This is a genomic window from Horticoccus luteus (assembly GCF_019464535.1).
In the GTDB taxonomy this organism is placed as follows: Bacteria; Verrucomicrobiota; Verrucomicrobiia; order Opitutales; family Opitutaceae; genus Horticoccus; species Horticoccus luteus.
On sequence record NZ_CP080507.1, the window covers coordinates 4,215,044 to 4,236,721 of the forward strand.

Sequence of the window (21,678 nt, forward strand, 5' to 3'; positions counted from 1 at the left end):
GCCCGCGGCCCGCCGCGGGCGTCGCGCCCTTCCTGCGCCCGCCCCGCCGGCCGCATCGGCTGATCGCATTCGCGCGCTGGCGTCAGGGCTGAGCCTACGCTACGCTGTCCCTTTCATTTTTCCATGTGTGCCAAGTTCCGTTCGCCTGCTGTCCGCGCCGTCCGCACTCCCGAGGCGCTGAAGACGCTGCGCGCTTGGCTCGCCGAGTTGCCGGAGCACGCCCGCGCGCGCGGCACCGTGTATTTCAACGACGGCCGCGTCCGCTCCCTCCGCGCCCCCGCCGATCACTACGTCGAAGCCTCCGTCCAGGGCGAAAACCGCTACACGACCACCCTCTTCTTCACCCGCGGCGCGTGGACCTCCTCCTGCTCCTGCCCCGTCGGCGCCGAATGCAAACACGCCGCCGCCGCCGCCCTCGCGTGGCTCGCCCACGTGCACAGCGGCGCGATCGACGGCGCTGATCCCACGCAGCTTTCCCGCGACGCCCCGCCCCGCGAAGCGCCGCCGCCACCCTCGCTCTCGTTTCGCCAACACTGGTCGCCCATCATCGCAAGCCAGCTCGGCCGCGCGCTCAGCGCCTCTGAAGCCACGCAGCTCGACGAACTCGCCGCGCTCTTCGACGAGTTTACTCAAGCCAACGGCACGCTCTACCCCGGCGCACTCCTGCGCCACGGCTTCGACTACACGCCCCCGCCCGGCGCGCCGCTTTATAAACCCGCGTTCGCCGGTTGGTGGGACGCCAACACCGGCCCCGCCGACCCGTGGGCCCTCTGGCAATACATCGCTTACGACTACGAACGCGCCGGCCGCGAAATTCCCGAGGTCTTCCGCCCGCTCACCAACACCGCCGCCATCGGCCCCGCCGTCAGCGAACGCCTCGCGCAAAACGAACTCGCCGCCTGGCAACGCGCCCTCGCCACCGAGCCGCCTGCGACGGAAACGCATCCCGCCCTCGTTGATATCTCCGGTTTGCGCGCGCGCATTCACCCCAGCGGTGGTCTCGTGATTGAAATGCGCAGCGGCAGCAGCGCCGCGTGGCGGCCGCCCGGCCGCGCCTGGTTCGAAACCATCGGCACCGCCCGCCCCGTCGATTTCGAACGCCTCACCCCGCCCGAAGCCGCGCTCGGCCTCGCCCTCGCCGCCGAATGCCGCGCCGGTTTCGAAATTCCTGGCGCCCGCCGCCCGCTGCCTGCTCCCGTCGCCGGCCACCTCTTTCGCACCCGCGCCGCGCGCGACGCCATTGTGCTCCCGGACGGCCGGCCTCTGCTCATCGAACCCGCAGCGCTCGCCCTCGAGGCCCGCGTCTCACCCGGCTCCTCCGACCGCCTCGACCTCCGCCTCGTCACACCCGATGGCCGCGACGCTGCGCGGGCCGTGCTGCTCACGGTGCGCCCGACTCCTCTCTACTTTTTCGATCAACGCGTCTGGCACGGTCCGCCACCCACGCCGGAATCCGCCCTGCCCAAATCCGCCCTCGGCCATCCGAAATTGATGTCCCGCCTCCGCGCCGTCGGCCTGCGGCTGCCGCCCGAACTCGAAGAAAACGTCCGGCGCACCGTCCTGCTTCCACACCTGCGCTGCTGGCTCGCCGCTTCGCCCGGCGACGAGGACGCGATGGATTTTCACGCGCAGCTTTTCGCGCGCGACCCACACTCGTCGCTGGAACAGCAATGGACGCGCACCGGCTGGCAATGGACCGCGCAAGGCACGCCGCCGGCGCGCCGCCCCAACGACCCGTTTCTCGAATTCGATCTCGCCGCCGCCCAGGCGCTCACGCCGCGCCTCGCCGATTTCCAACTCGAATGGCATGCGTGGGAAAACGACTGGGCGCGCCCCACGACGAAGGCGTTTCCCGAGGAGTTCATCGCCTGGCACGCCACATTGCCGCCCGGCGTCGCCGTCGAAACTTCCCCCGGGCTCGCCACCCTGCTCGGGCCGCCGCTGCGCGCACACATTGATTTCTCCGCCGCCCCCGCGCCCGAATCCGCCGGCCGCGACTGGTTCAACGTCACCACCAAACTGCGCGTGCAGGACACGCAGCTCACACCCGAGGAAATCGCGTTGCTCCTCAAAGCCCGCGGCAAATGGGTCAACCTTCCCCGCCGCGGCTGGCAACGCCTCGAGGTCATCGCCGACGAATCCGCGACCGCCGCCCTCGACCGCCTCGGGCTCGATCCGGTCGATGTGCTCCACGAAGGCCGCCCGTCGGTGCATCGCGTGCACGCCTTGCAACTCGCCGCCGAAGCCGACGCGCTTGAAGCCCGCGACGCCCGCCTCGCGCACGCCCTCCGCGAGCGCGTGCACGCCCTCACCAGCACCCCGACGCCCGCCTTGCCCGCGGGCCTGAAGGCCACGCTCCGCCCGTATCAGGCGGAAGGTTTCCATTTCCTCTGCCACCTTTCCGCGCTCGGCCTCGGCGGCGTGCTCGCCGACGACATGGGCTTGGGCAAAACCGTGCAGACGCTCGCGTGGCTGCTCCATCTCGCCGCGGCGAAGACCACCGCCGACGCTCCGTTGCGCGCGCTCGTCGTGTGTCCGAAAAGCGTCGTTCACGGCTGGCTCGCCGAGACCGCCCGCTTCGCCCCCGCGCTCCACGCGACCCCGCTCAACCCCAACCGCCTCGGCGAACAACTCACCTCCGCGCACGCCCAGCTCACCGTCGCCAACTACACGCAACTCCGCCTCCACGCCGGCTGGTTCCGCACGCAAAACTGGGATGTCGTCGTCCTCGACGAAGGCCAGTTCATCAAAAATCCCGGCAGCCAGGTCGCCAGCGCCGCGCGGGCGCTCCCCAGCCGCCACCGCCTCGTCCTCACGGGCACGCCGATCGAAAACCGGCTCACCGATCTCTGGAGTTTGTTCGCGTTTGCGCAGCCCGGCTTGCTCGGCACGCAGTCCGCGTTTCGCCGCCAGCACGATCAAGCCGACTCCGCTGCGCTCTCCCGCCTCCACCGGCGCGTGCGGCATTTTCTCCTCCGCCGCACCAAAGCCCAGGCTGCGCCCGATCTGCCGCCGCGCACCGAGGACGATCTCATCGTCGAACTCGAGGGCGGACAACGCCGCCTCTACGACGCCGAACTCAAACGCGCCCGCGCCCACCTCCTCGGCGTCGAAACCGACCAGGCCCTCTCGCGCGTGCGCTTCAACGTCCTCTCCAGCCTCCTCCGCCTGCGCCAGATTTGCTGCCACCCCGGACTCGTCGATCCGGCGCATCGCGATCTGCCGAGCGCAAAACTCGACACCCTCGTCGAACACCTCGAAGAGCTCCGCGACGAAGGTCACCAGGTCCTCGTGTTCAGCCAGTTCGTCGGCATGCTGGAGATCATCCGCGATTCGCTCGACCGCGTCGGCATCAACCACTTGATGCTCACCGGCGCCACCGAAGATCGCGGCGCGTTGGTCGAGACGTTTCAGACCGACAAAACCAAAACGGTTTTTCTCCTCTCGCTCAAAGCCGCCGGCTTCGGCCTCAACCTCACCGCCGCGAGCTACGCGTTCCTCTACGATCCGTGGTGGAATCCCGCCGCGGAAGCGCAGGCCATCGACCGCACCCACCGCATCGGGCAGACGCAACCCGTCGTCGCCTACCGCCTTCTCGCCGAGGACACCGTGGAGCAAAAGATCCGCCTCCTCCAACGCGACAAAGCCGCCCTCGCCTCTGCGGTCGTCCAGGAAGAGTCGCTCGCAAGCGTTCTCGACCTCGACACGCTCCGCCAAGTCCTCGCCTGACCCACGGCGGTTTTACGCTCGCGGCCCCGACCCAACCCGGATTTTTCCCGCGCATGTCCGCACCTGACTCCGCCGCCGAGCCGACGGGCGTTTTTCGCACCATCCTCCAGTCGTTTCGCGGCGAACACCACGACTACACCGCCGCGCCCCTGCAGCGCGCGGTCATCCTCCTCGCCGTGCCGATGGTCCTCGAGATGGTGATGGAATCACTCTTCGCGGTCGTGGACATCTTCTGGGTCTCCCACCTCGGCGCCCGGGCCATCGCGGCCGTCGGCCTTACCGAATCGGTCATGTCGCTGATCTACGCGCTCGCGATCGGCATCTCCATCGCCGCCACGGCCATCGTCGCGCGCCGCATCGGTGAGAAAGCTCCCGCCGAAGCAGCCCGCGCCGCCGGCCAGATCATCCTTCTCGCCCTCGCCTGCGCCGGCGCCATCGGCCTCGCTCTCGCGTTCGCCGCGCCCCACATCCTCGGCCTGATGGGTGCGGATGCGCCGACGACCGCCATCGGTGGCTCCTTCGCTCGCATCATGCTCGGCGGCAACGTCACTGTCTTCCTGATCTTCGTTATCAACGCCATCTTCCGCGGCGTCGGCGATCCCGTCCTCGCCATGCGCACGCTCTGGCTCGCCAACGGCCTCAACCTGATTCTCGACCCCTGCTTCATCTTCGGCTGGGGCCCGTTTCCCGAACTCGGCCTCGCCGGCGCTGCTGTCGCCACCAACTGCGGCCGCGCCCTCGGCGTCCTCTACCAGCTCTGGCACCTCACCGGCACGCACGGCCGTCTCCGCCTGCACCTCGCGCACTTTCGCCCCGACGCGAAACTCCTCCGCACCATCCTCGGCACCGCCCGCAACGGCATCGCGCAGCTCCTCATCAACACCACCAGTTGGATCGGGCTGTTCAAGATTCTCGCCTACTTCGGCTCGTCCGCCCTGGCCGGCTACACGATCGCCATCCGCGTCGTGATCTTCGCACTCATGCCCGCGTGGGGCCTCGCCAACGCCGGCGCCACCCTCGTCGGCCAGAACCTCGGCGCCCAAAAGCCCGATCGCGCCGAAGCCGCCGTCCGCCTGGCCGCGCGTTTCAACATGATTTTCCTCGGCGCCACGGGCCTCCTCTTCGTTCTGGCCGCCAGTTTTATCGCCCGCCTCTTCACGACCGATCCGGACGTCCTGCGCTACGCCACCCGCGCGCTCTGGATCGTCAGCCTCGGCTTCCCCTTCTACGCCGCCGGCATGTGTTTCGAAGCCGCCTTCAACGGCGCCGGCGACACGTGGACACCCACCCGCCTCAATTTCTTCTTCTTCTGGCTCGGCCAGGTTCCGTTGGCCTGGATTCTCGCCCGGCCCCTCGGCCTCGGCCCGCTCGGCGTCTTCATCGCCGTCCCGGTCTCCTTTTCCGCCCTCGCCCTGACCACTTGGCTGCTCTTCCGCCGCGGCCATTGGAAGCGCCAAAAAGTCTGACGCAAACGCTGGTCAAACCGCGGCGCTGACCGATCGACTCTTCCGCGGCGCCGCGCGGCACCCTCAATCCGTTTCCCGCGCCAGCTTCGCACGGAGCTCCGCGATGAAATCGTCCGTCTCTTGCGCCAGGTCGGCGAGTTCCACCACGACCGGACCGAGGTGCCGCGACGTGAGCAGCTTTTCCTCCTGGCACGATTCCGCCGCCCGCAACGCGTCGTCGAGATACTCCCGCGCTTTCTTCAGCCGTACGATCGCCCCGGCGCAACACTCCAACGGCGGCGGCCACTCGCGGCTGTTGAGCGCGCCCGCGAGCTTCGCGCCCGCCATCATCGTGGCATCGAGCAACTCCCTCACCGGGTGCTCCTGACCGGCGTTTTCGGGCAGCCAGTTCTCGCCGTTGGCCTGATGATACAAGCCCGAGTGCAATGCCGCCGCTCGCTCCACCAGCGGGTGCCGGAAGTCCAGCTCGGCCGCCGCTTCCGGGTCGGGATTCGCCAACGCCTCCTCGGCCGCCCGGTTCGCCTCTTCAATCCACGCGGCGTTTTCCGCAAGTTGCTCCGGCGTCGGGTCCGGCTCGCCGCGCTCACGCCGGAGCCGGTCGATTTCCTCCTCGAGAATCGACTCGTAATCCGCGTCTTCTCCTTCGCGCTCCAGCCGCGCGGCGATCCGATCGGCGAGCAAATCGCTCCGCGCCTGTCGCGCTTCCGCCTCTGCTTCAGTCTCAGGCTTCTCGCTCCATTCCCCCTCGTCCTCTTCGGCACCGCTCGATTCTGCGTTCGTCTCGGCCGCAGTGGCGTCGGCCGCCTCCCCTGTCTCCGCCGCCGTGAAGACTTCGCCGAGACGATCCATAAAGCCGATTAACGCCTCGCCGTTGGCGCGACGCTGCGCCTCTTCCTCGGCGGCGGTCATCTCCCACGCCGGATCGCCGATCACCGTCAGCTCGAACCCCGCCGTCTCGATCACCACGCGGCCATTGCGCTGCGAAAACCACTCCAGATACAGCGAATTTCCCCAGAGCCACGGCATCTCGCGACCGGTCTTGTAGTAGAGGTGAAGCTGATCGAGCGGAGTGTCCGGCACCCGCACCTTGCGCGACGCCGTGATATCGCCCACCACGCCCTCCTGCCGCGCGGCAAAACTCGCCGGCAAATCCAGCTTCGGCGCAGGATTGACGAACGCCAGCCGCCGCCCCGCCACGTCGCGCCAGCCGTTGCCCTGCAACGCCAACTCCACCGGCTCCGCACGTCCGTTAAACCAAATCCGCCCGGTCATGCGTCCGCGCACGCGGTTGTCGATCTCGCCGCGAACCACCTGCTCGTCGATGCGCCACGCCATGACCGCGAGCGTGGAAGTTTCCCCGCCCGTGGCAACCGCTCGTTGCACGCAACCGCCGCCGCTCCCTGCGGTCTGCGCCAAGCATGAAATCCGTCTCGGCCTGGTGTGCCATCGCCCTGCTCCTTGCCGCGGCCTACGGCTGCTCCTCCACTTACTACAACGCGATGGAGAAGTTCGGCTTCGCCAAACGCGACATCCTCGTCGATCGCGTCGATGCCACCCGCGACGCGCAAGCGAAGGCCAAGGAACAGTTTTCCAGCGCGCTCGAACACTTCATCGCCGTTACGCACGCCGACGGCGGCGACCTCCAGCGCAAATACGACGACCTCAATCGCGAATACATCCGCAGCGAAGACCGCGCCAAGGACGTGCGCAACCGCATCGCCGCCGTGGACGATGTCGCCGACGCGTTGTTCAGCGAATGGAAGTCCGAGTTGAAGGAATACTCCAACGCCTCCCTCCGCTCCCAAAGCCAGCGCCAACTCGACGAGACCCGCCGCCGCTACGAAGAACTCATGCGCCTCATGCGCCGCGCCGCCGATCGCATGGACCCGGTGCTCGCGACGTTTCACGACCAGGTGCTCTTTCTGAAACACAACCTCAACGCCCGCGCCATCGCCTCGCTCGACACCACGCGCAGCACCCTCGAAGCCGACGTCACCCGCCTGATCGCCGACATGGAAGCCTCCATCCGCGAAGCGGAAACGTTCATCCAGTCGCTCAAAGCGCCCTGAACCCCTCCGCCGCGCGACGCCCAGCCGCGACGCCTCGCGAAAATCTCGCGCGACTCTAAAGCGCGCCGACCAGCACCAGCGTAAACCCGTCGTAGCCCTTGCTGCCGACCGTCTGAATCGTCGTCGCACTCACCCGCGTTTCTTTCGCCAGCAACGTGTGAAACCGCCGGACCCCGCGCACGCCTTCGTCGGTAGTGTCCGCGTCGGCGAGCGCGCCCTTCCGCACCACATTATCCACCACGATCGCGGTGCCGGGCCGCGCCAGCTTGAGCGCCCATTTAAAATATTCCGGGATGCCCGCCTTGTCCGCGTCGATGAAGATGAAGTCGAACGGCTCCGCCCCTTCCGCCGCCAGTTGCTCCAATGTCCCGGCCGCCCGCCCCACTCGCACGTCGATGCGCTCGGCCACGCCCGCGCGCGCAAAATTCCCTCGCGCCACCGCCGCGTGCTTCGCCTCCAATTCCAACGTGACCACGCGCCCGTCCGCCGGCAGCGCCCGCGCCAGCCAGATCGTGCTGTAACCGCCGAGCGTGCCGATTTCCAGGATCCGCCGCGCACCCGACATCCGCGCCAGAAGGTGCAGCAACTTCCCTTGCGGCGGCGACACCGCGATCGGCGGCAATCCCGCGGCCTCGCTGGCCTCGCGCGCCGCGGTTAAGCCTCTGTCCTCCGTCACCAGCAAACCGGTCACGTAATCGTCCACGGCCTTCCATTGCTCAGTGCTCATGCGACGATCATCGCGCCGCGGCCCGCCTCCGTCAAATCCCCCGCGTCTCCGCGCACTCATCCGCGCCGCCGTCCGCGCCGCACGAGGGTCAGCCCGCTGCTTCCAACGCTCCGCGTGCGCCCGCAAATTTTGTTCGCTTTCGCTCCGACGCGCAGCTCTTCCTGCCGCCGCGTCCAACGCATTTCCCATGTCCACGTTCCCGCTCACGTTTCGCCTCGTCGATGCTCCCGACCAGCCCGTCATCGGTCCGGATCACCCCGATCTCGATGGCAACAAATACGGCTTCGAAGGCGGCTGCTTCGTCAAGGAAGCCGACGGCTACCACGCGTTCATGGCCGAGATCGCCGACGATCCCTTCAACGTCCGCATGCGCCTCGCGCATTGGCACAGCCCGGACCTGCGCACGTGGCGGCGCGTCGGCACGCTTTACGAAACCGACAGCAGCATCATCCCGGGCGACACCCGCTTTTCGCTCTGGTCGCCGATGGTCGTGTTTAACGACGACGAGCAGCGTTGGAACCTGTTCTACGTCGCTTATACGCCGGGCGAAGGCGTCATTCACGGCCAGCACACCAACGGCCGGATCTGGCGTGCCATTTCAACGATTGCCGGCCGCGCCGGCGTGGGCGGCCCTTATCGCGATGTGGGCATCGTCTTGCAACCCGATGCGGAGTCCGAGCCGTGGGAAGGCCAGCAAGCCACCGACTCCTTCTATCCGTGGCGCGTGGGCGCCCAATGGTATTCGTTTTACGGCGGGCACAATTACGTCCCGCCCGGACCGTGGCCCGTCGGTCTCGCGCAAGCGCCCGCGCTGGCGGGGCCGTGGAAACGCTGCCCCGAACTGAATCCTTCGCCCCTCGAACCCGTCTTCGCGGAAAATCCCCTCGTGACCCGCGTCGGCGCGCACTTCGTGGCGATCTACGACAACTGCGCTCCGGGCGACACCTATATCCCGGAGGCCCGCCACATCGGCTATTCGGTCTCGGCCGACGGCATTCACTGGCCGAAAGGCGGCAACCTCGCCGTGCAACCGCCCACCGGTCCGGCCCAGTGGAGCGAAGATATTCGCACGCCGCTCGGACTCATCGCCGAGGACGACGGCACGTTCATGATGCTCTACACCGGCAAACTGCGCGGCCACAAATTCTGGCCCGTCGGCCTCGCCCGGCTCGCCCTCGCGTAAACGCTTCGCGCGGTCCTCGCTCTTCAACGCATCACGCCCGCGCCGCCTTTGCGGATGCGTTCCGCTTCGCATTCCGGCGAGCCGCGTCCGAGATCGCGGCAGACCTGCGGCCGCCGCTCGTAAATCGCACACACCTGCCAGATCGCGCCGTCGGACTGACGCTCCTCCGTGAGCGCCGCGCAATGTCCCCCGCCCATGCGCATGAAGGCCCGGTGCCCGATGAAATGCGCCACGCGCTCCGCATCGGCGCCGAGCCGCTCCCAGTCATCGCCCGACACCCGCACATACGTGTCGCTCGAGGAGCGGCAGCACAGACCACAACACCGGCAATCGGCGGGAGGGTTCAAGGGGAAGGCGGGATGAAGCGCCCAATCTGCCGCTTGCCCGCCCGTTGGCAACGTTGTCCACTTTCCACATGGAAGCCCACGCCCGCGCCCGCGCCCTCATCGACGCCGCCCACGCCGCCGATCCTGACCGCAGCGCCGACGGCCGCCCCGCCGAGCTCGTTTACGCCGACCGCATGGAAGCCTGGGTCGCGCGCCTCCAGCCCGCTGCGAGCGAAGCCCTCCGCCTCGCCGCTCGCGCCCAGCATCTCGAACGCTGGTCCGTGCCACGCGCGAGTTTCCCTCTCGGCAAAACGGGTTATCACGCCTGGCGCCGCTCGCTCTACACGAAGCAAGCCGGGCGCGCCCGCGAACTCCTCCTCGCCGCCGGCGTCTCCGCCGGCGAAGCCGCCGATGTCGCGACGTGGGTTTCGAAAACCGGTCTCGCCTCCAATCCCGGCACGCAAGCACTGGAAGATGCCGCCTGCCTCGTGTTTCTCGAAAACGAAATCGGCTCCTTCGCCGCGCAACACGCCGAATATCCCCGCGAGAAATTTGTCGAGATCCTGCGCAAGACGTGGCGAAAAATGAGCCCGGCCGCCCAGTCCGCCGCGCGCGCCCTCGATCTTCCGCCCGCCATCGCCGCCCTCGTGCGCGACGCCGCCGGCGCCGCGTGAGCGGGCGCGGCCGCGCGGTTTCGGCGTTACTTCAACCGGCGTCCCGGCTAACTCCGCGTCCATGCACTTCCCCGCTCTTCGCTACGCGCTCGTCGGCGCCGGCGGCATTTCCTCCGTGCATCTGCGCGCGATCGCCACGCAGCCCGGCGTGACCCTCGTCGGCATCGCCGATCCCGCGGCCCCGGAACTCTGGCGCGTGCCCGCCGAATTTGCCGCCGCACCGCGCTTTCACGACGAGCAAGAGCTGCTGCGCGAAACCAAGCCCGATCTCGTTTCGATCTGCACGCCGAACGTTTTCCATCACCAGCTCACGCTGCTTGCGCTGCGGCATGGCGCCAGCGTCATGTGCGAGAAACCGATGGCGACCACCGTCGCGCAAGCCGAGGAAATGGAGGCCGTGCGCGCGGCCGCGGGCAAACTCGGCGGCATCAATTTTTCCTACCGCAACGTCGGCTCGTTCCGTTTCGCGCGCGATCTCGTCGCCGCCGGCGAGCTCGGCCGGCTCACGCGGGTGAACGTCGTTTACCTGCAAAGCTTCCTCGGCGCGCGCATGACGCTGCACTCGTGGCGCAACGATCTCGCGATCGCCGGGTTTGGCGCCCTCGGCGACCTCGGCGTGCACATGATCGATGCCGTGCGCTTCATCACCGACCTCGATTACCGGCGCGTCGTCGGCGTGGCGCAGACCCAGATTCGCGAGAAACCCGACGCGACGGGGCGCCTTCAACCGGTCACCACCGACACCAACGCCGCGTTTCTCGCCGAACTTTCCGGCGGCGTGATCGGCACGTTCGAGACCACGCAGATCGCGCCCGGCTACGGCAATTATTTCCGCGTCGAGCTCTCCGGCGAACACGGCACGCTCGCGGTGCATTCCGACCAGCCCGACGAAATCTGGCTGCGCGCCGGCGCGACGATGACCGCCTACGCCACGTGGAAAACCGATCTTCCGTTGCAGAAAGTGCCCACTGATTTTCTCGCGCGCGGGGCGCCGCCCACGCCTGGCGCGATCGTTTCGGCGCTGCGCGGCGAAAGCGTTTCCTATCCGACGTTCGCCGACGGCGTGCACGCCCAGCGCGTGCTCGGCGCGATCGCCGCGTCGATGACCAACGGCGCCTGGCAAACCCTTCCCTCACTATGATCCGCCCGCCCGAAACCTTCACGACCGCGCGTTTGCTGGCGCGGCCGCCCCGCGTGGCCGACGCCCCGCAGGCGTTTGCGGTGTATGCGAGCGACCCGGTGGCGACCCGCTACCTGTCGTTCCCGGCCTATCAAGCCGTCACGCCGCTCGAAGAGTTTTTTCACACGCGCGAAAACGTGTGGGCTGGCTCGAGCGAGGGTCCGCTCCCGTGGATGTTGTTCCTGCGCGACGATCCCACGCAGCTCGTCGGCTCCATCGGCGTCACGCTCAACGATCGCGCGGCGGTGTTCGGCTATGCCATTGGCCGGGCGTATTGGGGCCGCGGACTGACCGCGGAAGCGCTCACGTGGCTCGTCGACTGGGCGCTCGCGCAACCGGGGATTTTCCGCGCGTGGGCTTTTTGCGACGCCGAAAATCTCGCGTCCGCGCGCGTGATGGAAAAGGCCGGCATGCTGCGCGAAGGCGTGCTCCGGCGCTGGCACATCGCGCCAAACATCAGCCCGGAACCGCGCGACTGCCTCGTCTACGCGAAAGTGAGATGAGGACCGGCGCGTGCGCCCCCCGCGCTCGCGCGCGCCCTCGCGGGTTGAGGTTGCGCGGCGTCAATCATGCCTTGTCATTCGTTGGATGAATCCGCGCCTCAGTCGCTTCGCCCTCACCGCGGCGCTCATTGCGCTGGTGTTGTTGTGCCTGCTCTTCCCGCGGATGCTCGCGTTCGCCGAGATCGCCGGCCGCGAGTTGCGTTACCTCTGGTGGCTCGTGCTGATCATCGCGGTCTGCCTCTGGCTCTCCTTCAAACTCCGGCCGCGAAAATAGCCGGCGGCGGCCCGGCGGCGTTCAGCCTTTGAGCGCGCCGGCGGTCACGCCTTTCACGATGTGGCGTTGCAGCGCGAGGTAGATCACGATGATCGGCACCGTCACGAGCATCAAACCGGCGAACAGCATGCCGAAATCGGAGCGGTATTGCGCGGCGATCGAGAGATTCGCGAGCCCGAGCGGCAGCGTGCGCACGCCCTCGCCCGCCGCGCCGGAGTTGAGCATGAACGCGAAAAAATACTCCTTCCAAATTCCGATGAACTGGAAAATCGCGACCGTCACCAGACCCGGTTTCGCCAGCGGCAACAGCACGCGGACAAACGCCGAGAACTCGTTGCAGCCGTCGATCACCGCCGATTCGTAGAGCGACTTCGGCAGCGCGCGGAAAAAACCTGCGAGGATGAATATCGCGAACGGCAGGCCGTTGGCCGTGTAAACGAGGATCAGGCCCGTGCGCGAGTTCAACAGCCCGAGCGCGCGCAACTCGAAGAACAACGGCACCACCGCCAGTTGCGCCGGCAGCATCAAACCCGACAGAAACAACCAGAACACCGCCCGGCCCGCGCGGTGATGAAACCGCGCCAGCGCATACGCCGCCATCGCGCCGAGAATCAAAATCAGCCCCACCGACACGATCGTGACGAGCACGCTGTTCCACACGTAATCGCCGAAATGCGCCTCGCGCCACGCATGCACATAATTCTCGGTGTGCCACGCGCCGGCCTCCGGCAGCGCAAAGGGCGTGCGGAAAATGGCGGCGTCGTTCTTGAACGAGGAATACGCGACCCAGATCATCGGAAACACCAGCCACGCCGCGTAGCCAAACAGCGCCGCGCTGACGCAACCGCGGGCGAGCGAAGGCGGCCGTTTCATGATTCAGACGCCTCCCGTCGGAAGCCGCGCAACACCAGCGCACTGCCCGCGATGACGAGCACGAACAGCATCACCGCGATCGCCGTCGCGCGACCAATCTGCATGTCCTTGAACATCGACGTGACCATCAGTGTGCCGAGCGTGTGCGTGCTGCTGTCGGGATCTTGCGACGTGAGCAGCCAGATCATCTCAAAGGCGTTCAACCCGCCGATCACGAGGAACACGACCGCGATCGCCACGATGTCCCAGATCAGCGGCAGCGTGATCGTGAAAAACTGCCGCACCACCGAAGCGCCATCCATCTCCGCCGCTTCGTAGAGCTGCTGGTCGATGCCCTCCATCGCCGCGAGGAAAAGCACCATGTTGAACCCACATGCCATCCACAGATAAATCGGCACGAGCGCGCCGTAGAGATTGCTCTGCGCCAGCCACGGAAAACCTGCGAAGGACTGCAGCCACTCGCTGCCGACCAAGTGACCGAGCGCAACGAGGCCCGCGTTCACGAGGCCGCCATGCGGCTCGTAGGCGCACAGCCAGAGCAGCGTCGCCGCGATGCCGCCGAGGAAATTGGGAAACAAAAACACGCCCCGCAAAAAGCGCGCGCCAAACACACCGCGGTGCAGGAGGAACGCGAAGCCCAGCGCGGTCGGCAAAACGATCGCCGCGGGCACGACCATCAGGAAAACATTGTTGCGCAGCGCCGCCCAGAACAGGTCGCTCTCGAACAGGAGCCATTTGAAGTTGAACCACCCCGTCCACGTTCGCTCGCCCAAACCGTCCCAGCGCGTGAACGCCCAGACAAAGGAAACCGCCGCCGGCGCCAGGGTCAGCGTCGCATAGAGCGCCAGCGCGGGGCCGACAAACGTCGCCGCCACCGCCGGCCGCAACGCGCCGAAATACGATTCCTCCACGCGCGCCGCGTCAGCCCTCCGCCGCCACATCCACGCGCGCCAGCCGAATCCGCCGACGACCAGCGCCAGCGCCGCCAGCAACACTCCACCCGCCCACGGATGCCGCATCGTCACGCTGTCGGGATCGGCGGCGCGCGCGCGATCGCGTGCCGCCGCCCGCTCGACGCGCTCGCCAAACGCCTGCGGCGTGATCCGACCGAGCATCAAATCATTGCGCGCATCGACGAGCGCCTGGCGCGTCGCCGGCGGTTGCAACGCCACCTGCGGCATGTTGAAGGCGTCGCGCGCGCGGTCGATCATGGCCGCCGTCGGCCGCATGCCCGGCGAGAATTCGCTCAACGGCACGCCCTTGACCGCCACCGGCGCGTCCACCTCGCGCACGAAACGCCGGGCGTTGGCCCGCGACGTCAGGAACCGCAGAAAATCGATCGTCAACTGCACGCGTGCCGGATCGTGCGTGGCAAAAACGATGAACGAATCCGCGCCCGCCTGGATGGTCGTCGGGTCGGCGAGGCCGTCCACAAACACCGGGAAATTCATCACGCCGATTTCGAAGCCCACGGGAATCCGCCCCTTCATTTCGTTGAGCATCCACGAACCCGACACCGTCATGGCCGCGCGGCCTTCGAGAAAGGCGAGTTGCGCGGCGGTGTGCGTCATCCCCTCCCAACCTGTGAGCGTATCCTCCTGCATCAATCGCTGCAGCACTCCAGCGGCGCGCACGTAACGCGGATCCGTGCGCGCGCCCGGATCGCCGCGATTGAGCGCCGCCCAACCCTCCGCGCCGGCGAGATTGTAATAGGCCGAACGCAGAAATGCGTCCGGATAATTTCCATACACGCCGGTCACGCTCAGCGGCACGACGCCGGCCGTTTTCATTTCTGCACAGAGGGCAAAGAACTCATTCCACGTGCGCGGCTCCCTCCAACCGTGCGCGCGAAACAACCCGGCGTTATAGAAAATCGACCAGCACGCGTAGGTCAGCGGCACGCCGTAAGTGCCGTGCTCCACCCGCCACGCCTCAAGCGCGCCAGGCTGAAACGTATCGCGCCAGCGGGCGTCGCCCTCCCAATTCGGGCCGTCGAGATAAGGCGTGAGATCGACGACTTTATCCGCGCGCACCAGCGCCGGCAGCAGAAGGTCGCGCGGCAGCGTGGCGTCCGGCAGGTCGCCATCGATCAAGCGCACGCGCACCTGGTCCGTGATGCGGGGGTCGCCGTAGAGTTCGATCGTCACACCCGGGCGTTCCGTTTCGAACGCGCGCGCCGTTTCCTGATAAAAGGAAATCCCGTAGCCACCGGCGAAGACGGGGATGTCGAGCGTCGTCGCGTGCGCGCTCACCCGCAGCAGCGCCACGCTCAGGAGTGCCGTCGCCAGCGCTGCGCGCCAAACGCGTCCGCTATTAAAAAAGTGCCCGCGGCGGCTCACGCGTTCAGGCGACGACGACCAAGGGAAAACCGGCCTTCTTCAATGCCCGGTGCAATTCCTTGATGTGAGCGTGATCGCGCGTTTCGACCGTGCACACCGCATGCACGGCGCTCACGTCAGGGCCGCTGAAGGCGCGGTCGTGCGCGATGTCTTTCACGCTGGCGCCGCTCGCGGCGATCACGCGGCACAATTCCGCCAGGCCGCCGGGGCGATCGCTGATCTTCGCGGTGAAGCGGGTGAGGCGGCCATCGTGCACGAGGCCTTTCTCGATCACGCGGCTCAGGATCGCTGGATCGATATTGCCGCCGCTCACGACCAGCACGACGCGTCGCTCGGCAAGCTCCGGCAGCACGCCGGCCATGAGCGCGGCGAGCGGGGCCGCCGCGGCGCCTTCGACCACGATTTTATCGAGCTCGATCATCCGCAAGATCGCGAGGGCGATCCAGCTCTCGTCGACCCGCACCACTTTATCCAACAGTGGTCGCGCCAGCTCGAACGAACCATCGCCCACCCGCAAAACCGCCAGGCCATCCGCGAGAGTGGGCGCGCGCGGAATCGAGACGGGATGTTGCGCCTGCAACGCTGCGGTGAAACTCGCGGTGGCGACGCTTTCGACGCCGATGATCTGCACCTTGGGTCGCAACGCTTTCACGGCAATGGCGATGCCTGCGATCAAGCCCGCGCCGCCGATCGGGCAGACGATCGCTTCTACGTCGGGGACTTGCCGCAGAATCTCCAATCCCATCGTCCCCTGTCCGGCGATGATGCCCGGGTTGTCGAAACCATGCACGTAGGTGAGATGTTCGTCTGCCACGAGGCGGTCCGCCTCCAGCCGAGCCTCGGCGAAATCGCGGCCGTGGATGAGCACGCGGGCGCCGAGCCGGCGGCACGTGGTGATTTTAATCAACGGCGCGTAGTCGGGCATCACGACCGTCACAGGCACGCCGAGAAGTTTTCCGTGATACGCGAGCCCGAGCGCGTGGTTGCCCGCACTCGCCGCGATCACGCCGCGGCGCTTCTGCGCGGGCGACAAAAGCAGCAGGGCGTTGCGGGCGCCGCGCTCTTTGAAGGAGCCCGTGCGCTGCAGGTTGTCGAGTTTGCAGAAAATGCGCGCGCCGGTGATTTCGGAGAGCGGGATCGACTCGGGGCAAGGCGACACGACCACGCCTTTCGCAATGCGGCGGGCGGCGGCCCTGATATCCGACAAGGTGACGACGGCCATGGCAGGCACCGTGACCCGGCGGCGCGGTGATGGGAATGCGAAAGATGCGGGGCGAGCCCGGCGCGAAGTCTCGCGTTGCATGTCGAAGGCCGCGGGCCGACCATGCCACGCAAAATTAGCCTCGGCCGTCCACTCATGTATCAGGTTACGTTTTCCGAACAGAGCATCCACGAGCTAAACCAGCTCGATAAATTCACGCAGCTCGACGTGATCGGCCCGATCAGCAGCCTGAAGCCGGCGGATCTGGCGCATCCGCGGGAACCGCTCGGACGGTTCAAGCGCGGCGAGCAGGTTTTTTACCGGCTGCGCGCCAACGATCACCGGTTTTATTTCGAGGTGACGGGCGAGACGTTGCACGTGCGTTACATCCTGCACCGCAATTCGCTGGAAGACTTTCTCCTGCGCAACAAACTTCCGGTCACGGAACAGCAGCTTGTGGAGCAACACTCCAAGTTCTGGAAATATCTTGAGAGTCTTACGCGTTAACCCCCGAAGCCATCATGGACTTTGAGCAACGGCTGAAAAGCGACCCCAACGACCCGGACAATCCTTACAACGTCACCCAGGCGAGCCGGATTTATTTCCTGCCGAATCTGATGACGGCGGGGAATTTGTTCTGCGGTTTCATGGCGATCATCAACTGCATCCAGGCGCGGCTCGCAGAGCTGGCGCCGGAAGGCACTTACCTCAGCCGCAATCCCTCCGAGCATTATCACTACGCAGTCTGGTTCATCCTGGGCGCCGCGGCGTTCGACATGCTCGATGGGCGGCTCGCGCGGATGGGGGGACGCGAATCGCTGTTCGGTGCAGAGTTCGATTCGATCGCGGACATCGTCTCGTTCGGCCTCGCGCCCGCGTTGCTGATGTTTTTCCTGATCTTGTCGCCCAGCCAGGGCATCCTTTGGTTTCGCAACATCGGCTGGTTCGTCGGATTTATTTACCTGCTCTGCGCAGGTATCCGACTGGCGCGGTTCAATGTGATCACTAATCCGCTGCTCCATCGCGATGCGAAGGAGTCGAGCAAGGATTTCCTTGGGCTGCCCGTCCCGGCGGCGGCCGGCACGGTGGCGACGCTCGTGCTCTTCCTTTTGCAGCTCGCGGCGCAAGACAAGACGCTGAACAAGTTCGCCCTGGCCCTCCCCTTTCTGATGTTCCTCATCTCGGTCTTGATGGTGAGCACGGTGCGCTACCCGAGCGGGAAGAAAATGGATCTGCAGACGAAGACGAATCTGCGCACGTTTTTGATGGTGCTCATCATCCTGGGCTTGGTGGTGGCGCTGAAAGAGATCGCCCTGTTGGTGATTTGCCTGAGCTACATTTTCTACGGCCTCTTCCGCCATTTGCGACGGGGAAGGCGGCGGGCGGCGCCGGTTCGGAATTCAGTGTGAACAGGATGTCGGCAGTTTCCCAGCAAATGGCGGGGTGCGAATAAGTGGGCCGTTGCTGGGCGGTTGCTGGAAGTTTTTCACGCCGCTTTTTCGCCTTCCTTCCCGAGGAGAAACACGGTGTTGCTGCAGTTGTTCGCACCCCATAATAAGACTGCTGTAATTCCTTATTGAGTCCGTATTCCTTTAGCCTTTGTTAACTCTTTTTGCAGGACCCCGCTTCGCCTCATGAAATTCAAAATTAATCGCGACCATTTTGCCAACGGCCTGGCGCAGGTGCTCAACGTGGTCGGCTCCAAGGCCACCATGCCGATCTTAAGCAACGTGCTGATCGAGGCGGAAAAAGATCAGATCTCCCTCACCACCACCAATCTCGACCTCGGTATTCGTTGCCGCATCAAAGCCGAGGTGAAGGAAAGTGGCTCTGTGACGCTGCCCGTGAAGCGGTTGGCCACCATTGTGCGCGAGTTGCCCAATGTGGATGTGACACTTGACGCGTCACCGAATCATCAGGTGAAGCTGACTTCCGGCGGCTCCAATTTCCGGATCATGGGCATCGGCAAGGAAGAGTTCCCGCCGCTACCCGAGACCGGTGACGAAAAGGCGTGCTCGCTGGAGCAAACGGAGCTGTTGACGATGTTGCGCAGCGTCAGCTACGCGCAGTCGAGCGACGAAACGCGCTACATCCTGAACGGTGTTTATTTCAATTTCCGCGATGGGAAACTCTCGCTCGTGGCGACGGATGGCCGGCGGCTGGCTGTGACCGCGAAAGAAATGGATATCCCGACCGAGAATGCGGGTGCCATTATCCTGCCGGCGAAGACCGTCGGCGAGCTCTCACGCCTCTTGGAAAAGGGCGAAAAAGTGCAGATCAGCTTCACCGAACGGAAGTGCTCGTTCCAAATTGCGACGGACAAGGATTCCAGCGGGCTCGTGGACAACGTCTATCTCTACTCGAAAGTCGTTGAGGGTAACTATCCTAACTACCAGCAGGTTATTCCGAAAGAGACGCATCAGCGTATCAAATTGGAACGGGAGCTGTTCCAGCAATGCGTGCATCGCGCAGCGTTGGTGTGCTCCGAAAAGGCGAACTCGGTAAAGATCAAGCTTTCCACCAATCTCCTCGAAATCACGGCGCAGAGCCCGGATTTCGGCGAGGCACACGAGTCGATGGCGATCGGTTACAGCGGGCCGGAGTTGCAGGTGGCGTTTAATCCGCAGTTTCTGATGGATCCGTTGCGCGCGCTGACGAAAGACGAAGTTTACTTCGAGGTGAAGGACGAGGTGAGCCCGGGCGTCTTCAAGACGTTGGAGAATTTTGTCTGCGTGATCATGCCCGTCCGGTTGAGCTGACGGGATAGTGCGATAGTTTGCTTCGTGTCACCGGCAGCTCCGCGGCCGGTTCGCCGAGCGTTGTCTCTATGCTTTCCTCCTATTTTATTCTTGGCGCGATCATTCTCTCGCTCGTCTTGATGCAAGTGAATCAACGGCTCGCGTCGCCGGCGTTGGCGATTCTGGAGCGGTGGCTGCGTTGGCTGATCTTTGCCGCCGGCGGGGCGCGGATCTGCGTGGATCTCGGCTGGATTGATCGTCCGTTTTGGACGCTGGCGATTGTCTTTTTTCTCTTTTGGCTGTTGGGGCAGACGCTCTATAACTGGCTTGGCATCCACGCGTTGAGTGTGAGTCCCCTCCCCTTGTTTCCTCGTTACTCGGCGAACCAAAGTGGCGAGGAATGGCCGGTCCAACCGCGGCTCCTGCGGATTCGTGATTGGCTGCGCGCCAATGGCTTCAAGCAGGTTCAGGCCTTGCGCGCGGAAGTTGGCGGGGGAATTTATTTGCGCGTTTCCGTTTATCAGGACGCCGAGGCCAAGGTGCGTGTGCAGGTCACGTTTCTTCCTTTGGCCAATGGAGCAATTTCAGTGTGCTATGCGCTGACCTCCGTGACCGCCCAAGGCAGCCGGTTCGTGACCGACAATCTCTACATCCCGTTTGGCGGGTTTTATCCGGAGGACTGGTTTGTGGAGCGGCATCCGTTGTGGCGTTCGCTGGCGCACCTCGTGGCCCGTCACCAGCGCCGCGTCGCGGCTTCGGCCGAGGTGGCTGTGCCGTTTACGAATGATCCGGCGGCGGATCTCAATGCGTCGCAGCACGAGCTGGATGCGTTGAACACGGAGCTGGGATTTTTGCACTCCCCGGGCGAGCGGGAGGAACGGGGCAAGATCACCTACGAAGGGCGCTATCGGATTTGGAAGGAGATTTGGCTGCTGAATTATTTCGGCATCGCGGGCCGCTACTGAGTGAGGCTGGCGCGAAGGTCGGCCGAGACATTCTTTTTGCGTTGGACGGGGAGCCTGTTTCCGTGGGGCCGAATGAACCCGGATCGGGACACCATCGCCGCGTTGGCAACACCCGTCGGCACCTCGGCCGTAGCCGTCGTGCGCGCGAGTGGCCCGGCGTGCAGGGATTTGGCGGCGCAGCTCGCGCGGCAAAGCGTGGTTCCGCGTCGGGCGGTGTATTGCGACTATCTCGGGTGTGGCGGAGCGCTGGTGGACGATGTGTTGCTCACCTATTTCCAAGGCCCCCACTCCTACACGGGTGAGGATTCGCTGGAGATTTCGTGTCACGGCAACCCGTTCATCGCCCAACGCATCGTCGAAGATTTGCTGGCGCGTGGTTGTCGGAGTGCTCAAGCGGGCGAATTCACGCAACGTGCCTTTCTCAATGGCCGACTGGATCTGTCGCAGGCGGAGGCGGTGATGGATGTGATTCGGGCGCGAAGCGAGCGGGCGTTGAACTCGGCGCAACGTCAATTGCGCGGAGCGCTGGGGGCGCGGATGGAGGCAATGATCGAGCGGTTGGTTTCGTTATTGGCGCGCGTGGAGGCTTATATCGATTTTCCCGAGGAAGACTTGCCGCCCGAGGATCGCGGTTGGCTGGAGGGAGAAATAGAGCGCCTCGGGAGCGAGACGCGGCAATTGCGGGCGACAAGTCGCTATGGCGACATTCTCCGCGATGGATTGAAGACCGTGATTGTTGGACGCACGAACGCTGGTAAGAGCTCACTCCTCAATCGTTTAGTCGGAAGTGAGCGGGCGATTGTGAGCGCCGAACCCGGCACAACCCGCGATTTCATTGAGGAGTGCATCGTGGTGGGTCCGCATTGTTTACGACTGATTGATACGGCGGGCTTTAATACTGAGGCGACGGGAGTTGAAAGGCTGGGAATTGAGCGGACTAGGAAATTGGCGGAGCGAGCCGATTTGGTCCTTCGCGTGATCGATATCACCCGTTGGGAGGACGTCGCGGGCGATTTGGCGGAATATGCTGACGAGCCCGCCACAATGATAGTTGTTTGCAATAAAGCAGACCTGGCAACGCCTCTTCAGCGACAAGGTGCCGTTGCGGCAGGGGCTTGCGTGGTTTCGGCCGCCACCGGTGAGGGCCTCGACGATCTCTCGGGGGCCATTGCGCGCTTTGCCGATGGATTTAAGCCCCGTGACAACGAGGATGAAATCGCGATCAATGCGCGCCATGCCGAGGCTTTGGCGCGAGCGCAGGAAGGCCTCGCTGCGGCCGGAGATAAATTGCGCTCGGGCGTCGCGGTCGAACTCGTTGCCAGCGATCTGCGTGAAGTGCTCGCCGCCTACGGTGACATCGGAGGTCGCATCGACAACGAACGCGTGCTCGATAGCCTTTTCGCGTCGTTTTGCATAGGTAAGTAGTTATAA

At 65.3% G+C, this 21,678-nt stretch carries 19 protein-coding genes; 13 read left to right on the forward strand and 6 right to left on the reverse strand.

The annotated features are described in order from the left end of the window. Positions 1-123 precede the first annotated feature (123 nt). On the forward strand, positions 124-3,729 hold the full coding sequence (locus K0B96_RS17090) for a DEAD/DEAH box helicase (RefSeq protein WP_220162267.1): 3,606 nt from the start codon (positions 124-126) through the stop codon (positions 3,727-3,729). Between the two features lie 53 nt (positions 3,730-3,782). Continuing rightward, entirely contained in the window at positions 3,783-5,195 is a 1,413-nt protein-coding gene (locus tag K0B96_RS17095; protein WP_220162269.1) for an MATE family efflux transporter, read from the forward strand. A 63-nt stretch (positions 5,196-5,258) separates the two neighbouring features. Here K0B96_RS17095 and K0B96_RS17100 read toward each other — a convergent pair whose 3' ends face one another. Further along, positions 5,259-6,530 carry a hypothetical protein gene (locus K0B96_RS17100; RefSeq protein ID WP_220162271.1) on the reverse strand — a complete coding sequence of 424 codons (1,272 nt, stop codon included), beginning with the start codon at positions 6,528-6,530 and terminating at the stop codon, positions 5,259-5,261. Positions 6,531-6,613: 83 nt separating this feature from the next. On the opposite strand from K0B96_RS17100, the gene K0B96_RS17105 reads away from it, so the two are divergent. After that, positions 6,614-7,264: a DUF2959 domain-containing protein gene (locus K0B96_RS17105; protein ID WP_220162273.1), complete on the forward strand. Its 651-nt coding sequence runs from the start codon at positions 6,614-6,616 to the stop codon at positions 7,262-7,264. A gap of 55 nt (positions 7,265-7,319) precedes the next feature. Here K0B96_RS17105 and K0B96_RS17110 read toward each other — a convergent pair whose 3' ends face one another. Next, positions 7,320-7,991 carry an O-methyltransferase gene (locus tag K0B96_RS17110; protein WP_220162276.1) on the reverse strand — a complete coding sequence of 224 codons (672 nt, stop codon included), beginning with the start codon at positions 7,989-7,991 and terminating at the stop codon, positions 7,320-7,322. 187 nt (positions 7,992-8,178) lie between these two features. Here K0B96_RS17110 and K0B96_RS17115 point away from each other — a divergent pair, with 187 nt between their 5' ends. Further along, entirely contained in the window at positions 8,179-9,174 is a 996-nt protein-coding gene (locus tag K0B96_RS17115) for a glycoside hydrolase family protein (protein ID WP_220162278.1), read from the forward strand. A gap of 23 nt (positions 9,175-9,197) precedes the next feature. Here K0B96_RS17115 and K0B96_RS17120 read toward each other — a convergent pair whose 3' ends face one another. Then, positions 9,198-9,521 carry a YkgJ family cysteine cluster protein gene (locus K0B96_RS17120; RefSeq protein WP_255558758.1) on the reverse strand — a complete coding sequence of 108 codons (324 nt, stop codon included), beginning with the start codon at positions 9,519-9,521 and terminating at the stop codon, positions 9,198-9,200. 68 nt (positions 9,522-9,589) lie between these two features. On the opposite strand from K0B96_RS17120, the gene K0B96_RS17125 reads away from it, so the two are divergent. The 4 genes from K0B96_RS17125 (at position 9,590) to K0B96_RS17140 (ending at position 12,131) form a co-directional block, all read left to right on the forward strand. Further along, entirely contained in the window at positions 9,590-10,174 is a 585-nt protein-coding gene (locus tag K0B96_RS17125; RefSeq protein ID WP_220162282.1) for a DUF4202 domain-containing protein, read from the forward strand. Between the two features lie 61 nt (positions 10,175-10,235). Continuing rightward, the gene (locus K0B96_RS17130) at positions 10,236-11,315 is read left to right on the forward strand and encodes a Gfo/Idh/MocA family protein (protein WP_220162284.1); all 1,080 of its coding nucleotides are present in this window, start codon (positions 10,236-10,238) and stop codon (positions 11,313-11,315) included. Then, a complete protein-coding gene (locus K0B96_RS17135; RefSeq protein WP_220162286.1) occupies positions 11,312-11,857 on the forward strand; it encodes a GNAT family N-acetyltransferase in 546 nt (181 codons plus the stop codon). The genes K0B96_RS17130 and K0B96_RS17135 overlap by 4 nt, the downstream gene beginning before the upstream one ends. Before the next feature lie 85 nt (positions 11,858-11,942). Continuing rightward, the gene (locus tag K0B96_RS17140; protein WP_220162288.1) at positions 11,943-12,131 is read left to right on the forward strand and encodes a hypothetical protein; all 189 of its coding nucleotides are present in this window, start codon (positions 11,943-11,945) and stop codon (positions 12,129-12,131) included. 21 nt (positions 12,132-12,152) lie between these two features. Here the strand turns inward: K0B96_RS17140 and K0B96_RS17145 are convergent, their stop codons facing one another. The 3 genes from K0B96_RS17145 to ilvA all read right to left on the reverse strand — a co-directional run bounded on the left by K0B96_RS17145 (position 12,153) and on the right by ilvA (position 16,565). Next, positions 12,153-13,004 (reverse strand): carbohydrate ABC transporter permease, encoded by an 852-nt coding sequence (locus tag K0B96_RS17145; protein WP_220162290.1) that lies wholly within the window; start codon positions 13,002-13,004, stop codon positions 12,153-12,155. Next, positions 13,001-15,271 (reverse strand): extracellular solute-binding protein, encoded by a 2,271-nt coding sequence (locus K0B96_RS17150; protein WP_220162292.1) that lies wholly within the window; start codon positions 15,269-15,271, stop codon positions 13,001-13,003. The genes K0B96_RS17145 and K0B96_RS17150 overlap by 4 nt, the downstream gene beginning before the upstream one ends. A gap of 76 nt (positions 15,272-15,347) precedes the next feature. Then, the gene (gene ilvA / locus K0B96_RS17155) at positions 15,348-16,565 is read right to left on the reverse strand and encodes a threonine ammonia-lyase (protein WP_220162294.1); all 1,218 of its coding nucleotides are present in this window, start codon (positions 16,563-16,565) and stop codon (positions 15,348-15,350) included. Between the two features lie 102 nt (positions 16,566-16,667). Here ilvA and K0B96_RS17160 point away from each other — a divergent pair, with 102 nt between their 5' ends. From K0B96_RS17160 to mnmE, 5 genes are all read left to right on the forward strand, one after another. Further along, the gene (locus K0B96_RS17160; RefSeq protein WP_255558759.1) at positions 16,668-17,051 is read left to right on the forward strand and encodes a type II toxin-antitoxin system RelE family toxin; all 384 of its coding nucleotides are present in this window, start codon (positions 16,668-16,670) and stop codon (positions 17,049-17,051) included. 14 nt (positions 17,052-17,065) lie between these two features. Further along, positions 17,066-17,953, forward strand: a complete 888-nt coding sequence (gene pssA / locus K0B96_RS17165; RefSeq protein WP_220162296.1) for a CDP-diacylglycerol--serine O-phosphatidyltransferase — start codon at positions 17,066-17,068, stop codon at positions 17,951-17,953. Positions 17,954-18,178: 225 nt separating this feature from the next. Then, a complete protein-coding gene (gene dnaN / locus K0B96_RS17170; protein ID WP_220162298.1) occupies positions 18,179-19,303 on the forward strand; it encodes a DNA polymerase III subunit beta in 1,125 nt (374 codons plus the stop codon). Positions 19,304-19,371: 68 nt separating this feature from the next. Beyond that, positions 19,372-20,247: a hypothetical protein gene (locus tag K0B96_RS17175; protein WP_220162300.1), complete on the forward strand. Its 876-nt coding sequence runs from the start codon at positions 19,372-19,374 to the stop codon at positions 20,245-20,247. A gap of 72 nt (positions 20,248-20,319) precedes the next feature. After that, positions 20,320-21,672, forward strand: coding sequence for a tRNA uridine-5-carboxymethylaminomethyl(34) synthesis GTPase MnmE (gene mnmE / locus K0B96_RS17180; RefSeq protein WP_220166612.1), 1,353 nt, complete (start codon positions 20,320-20,322; stop codon positions 21,670-21,672). The last annotated feature ends 6 nt before the right edge of the window (positions 21,673-21,678 follow it).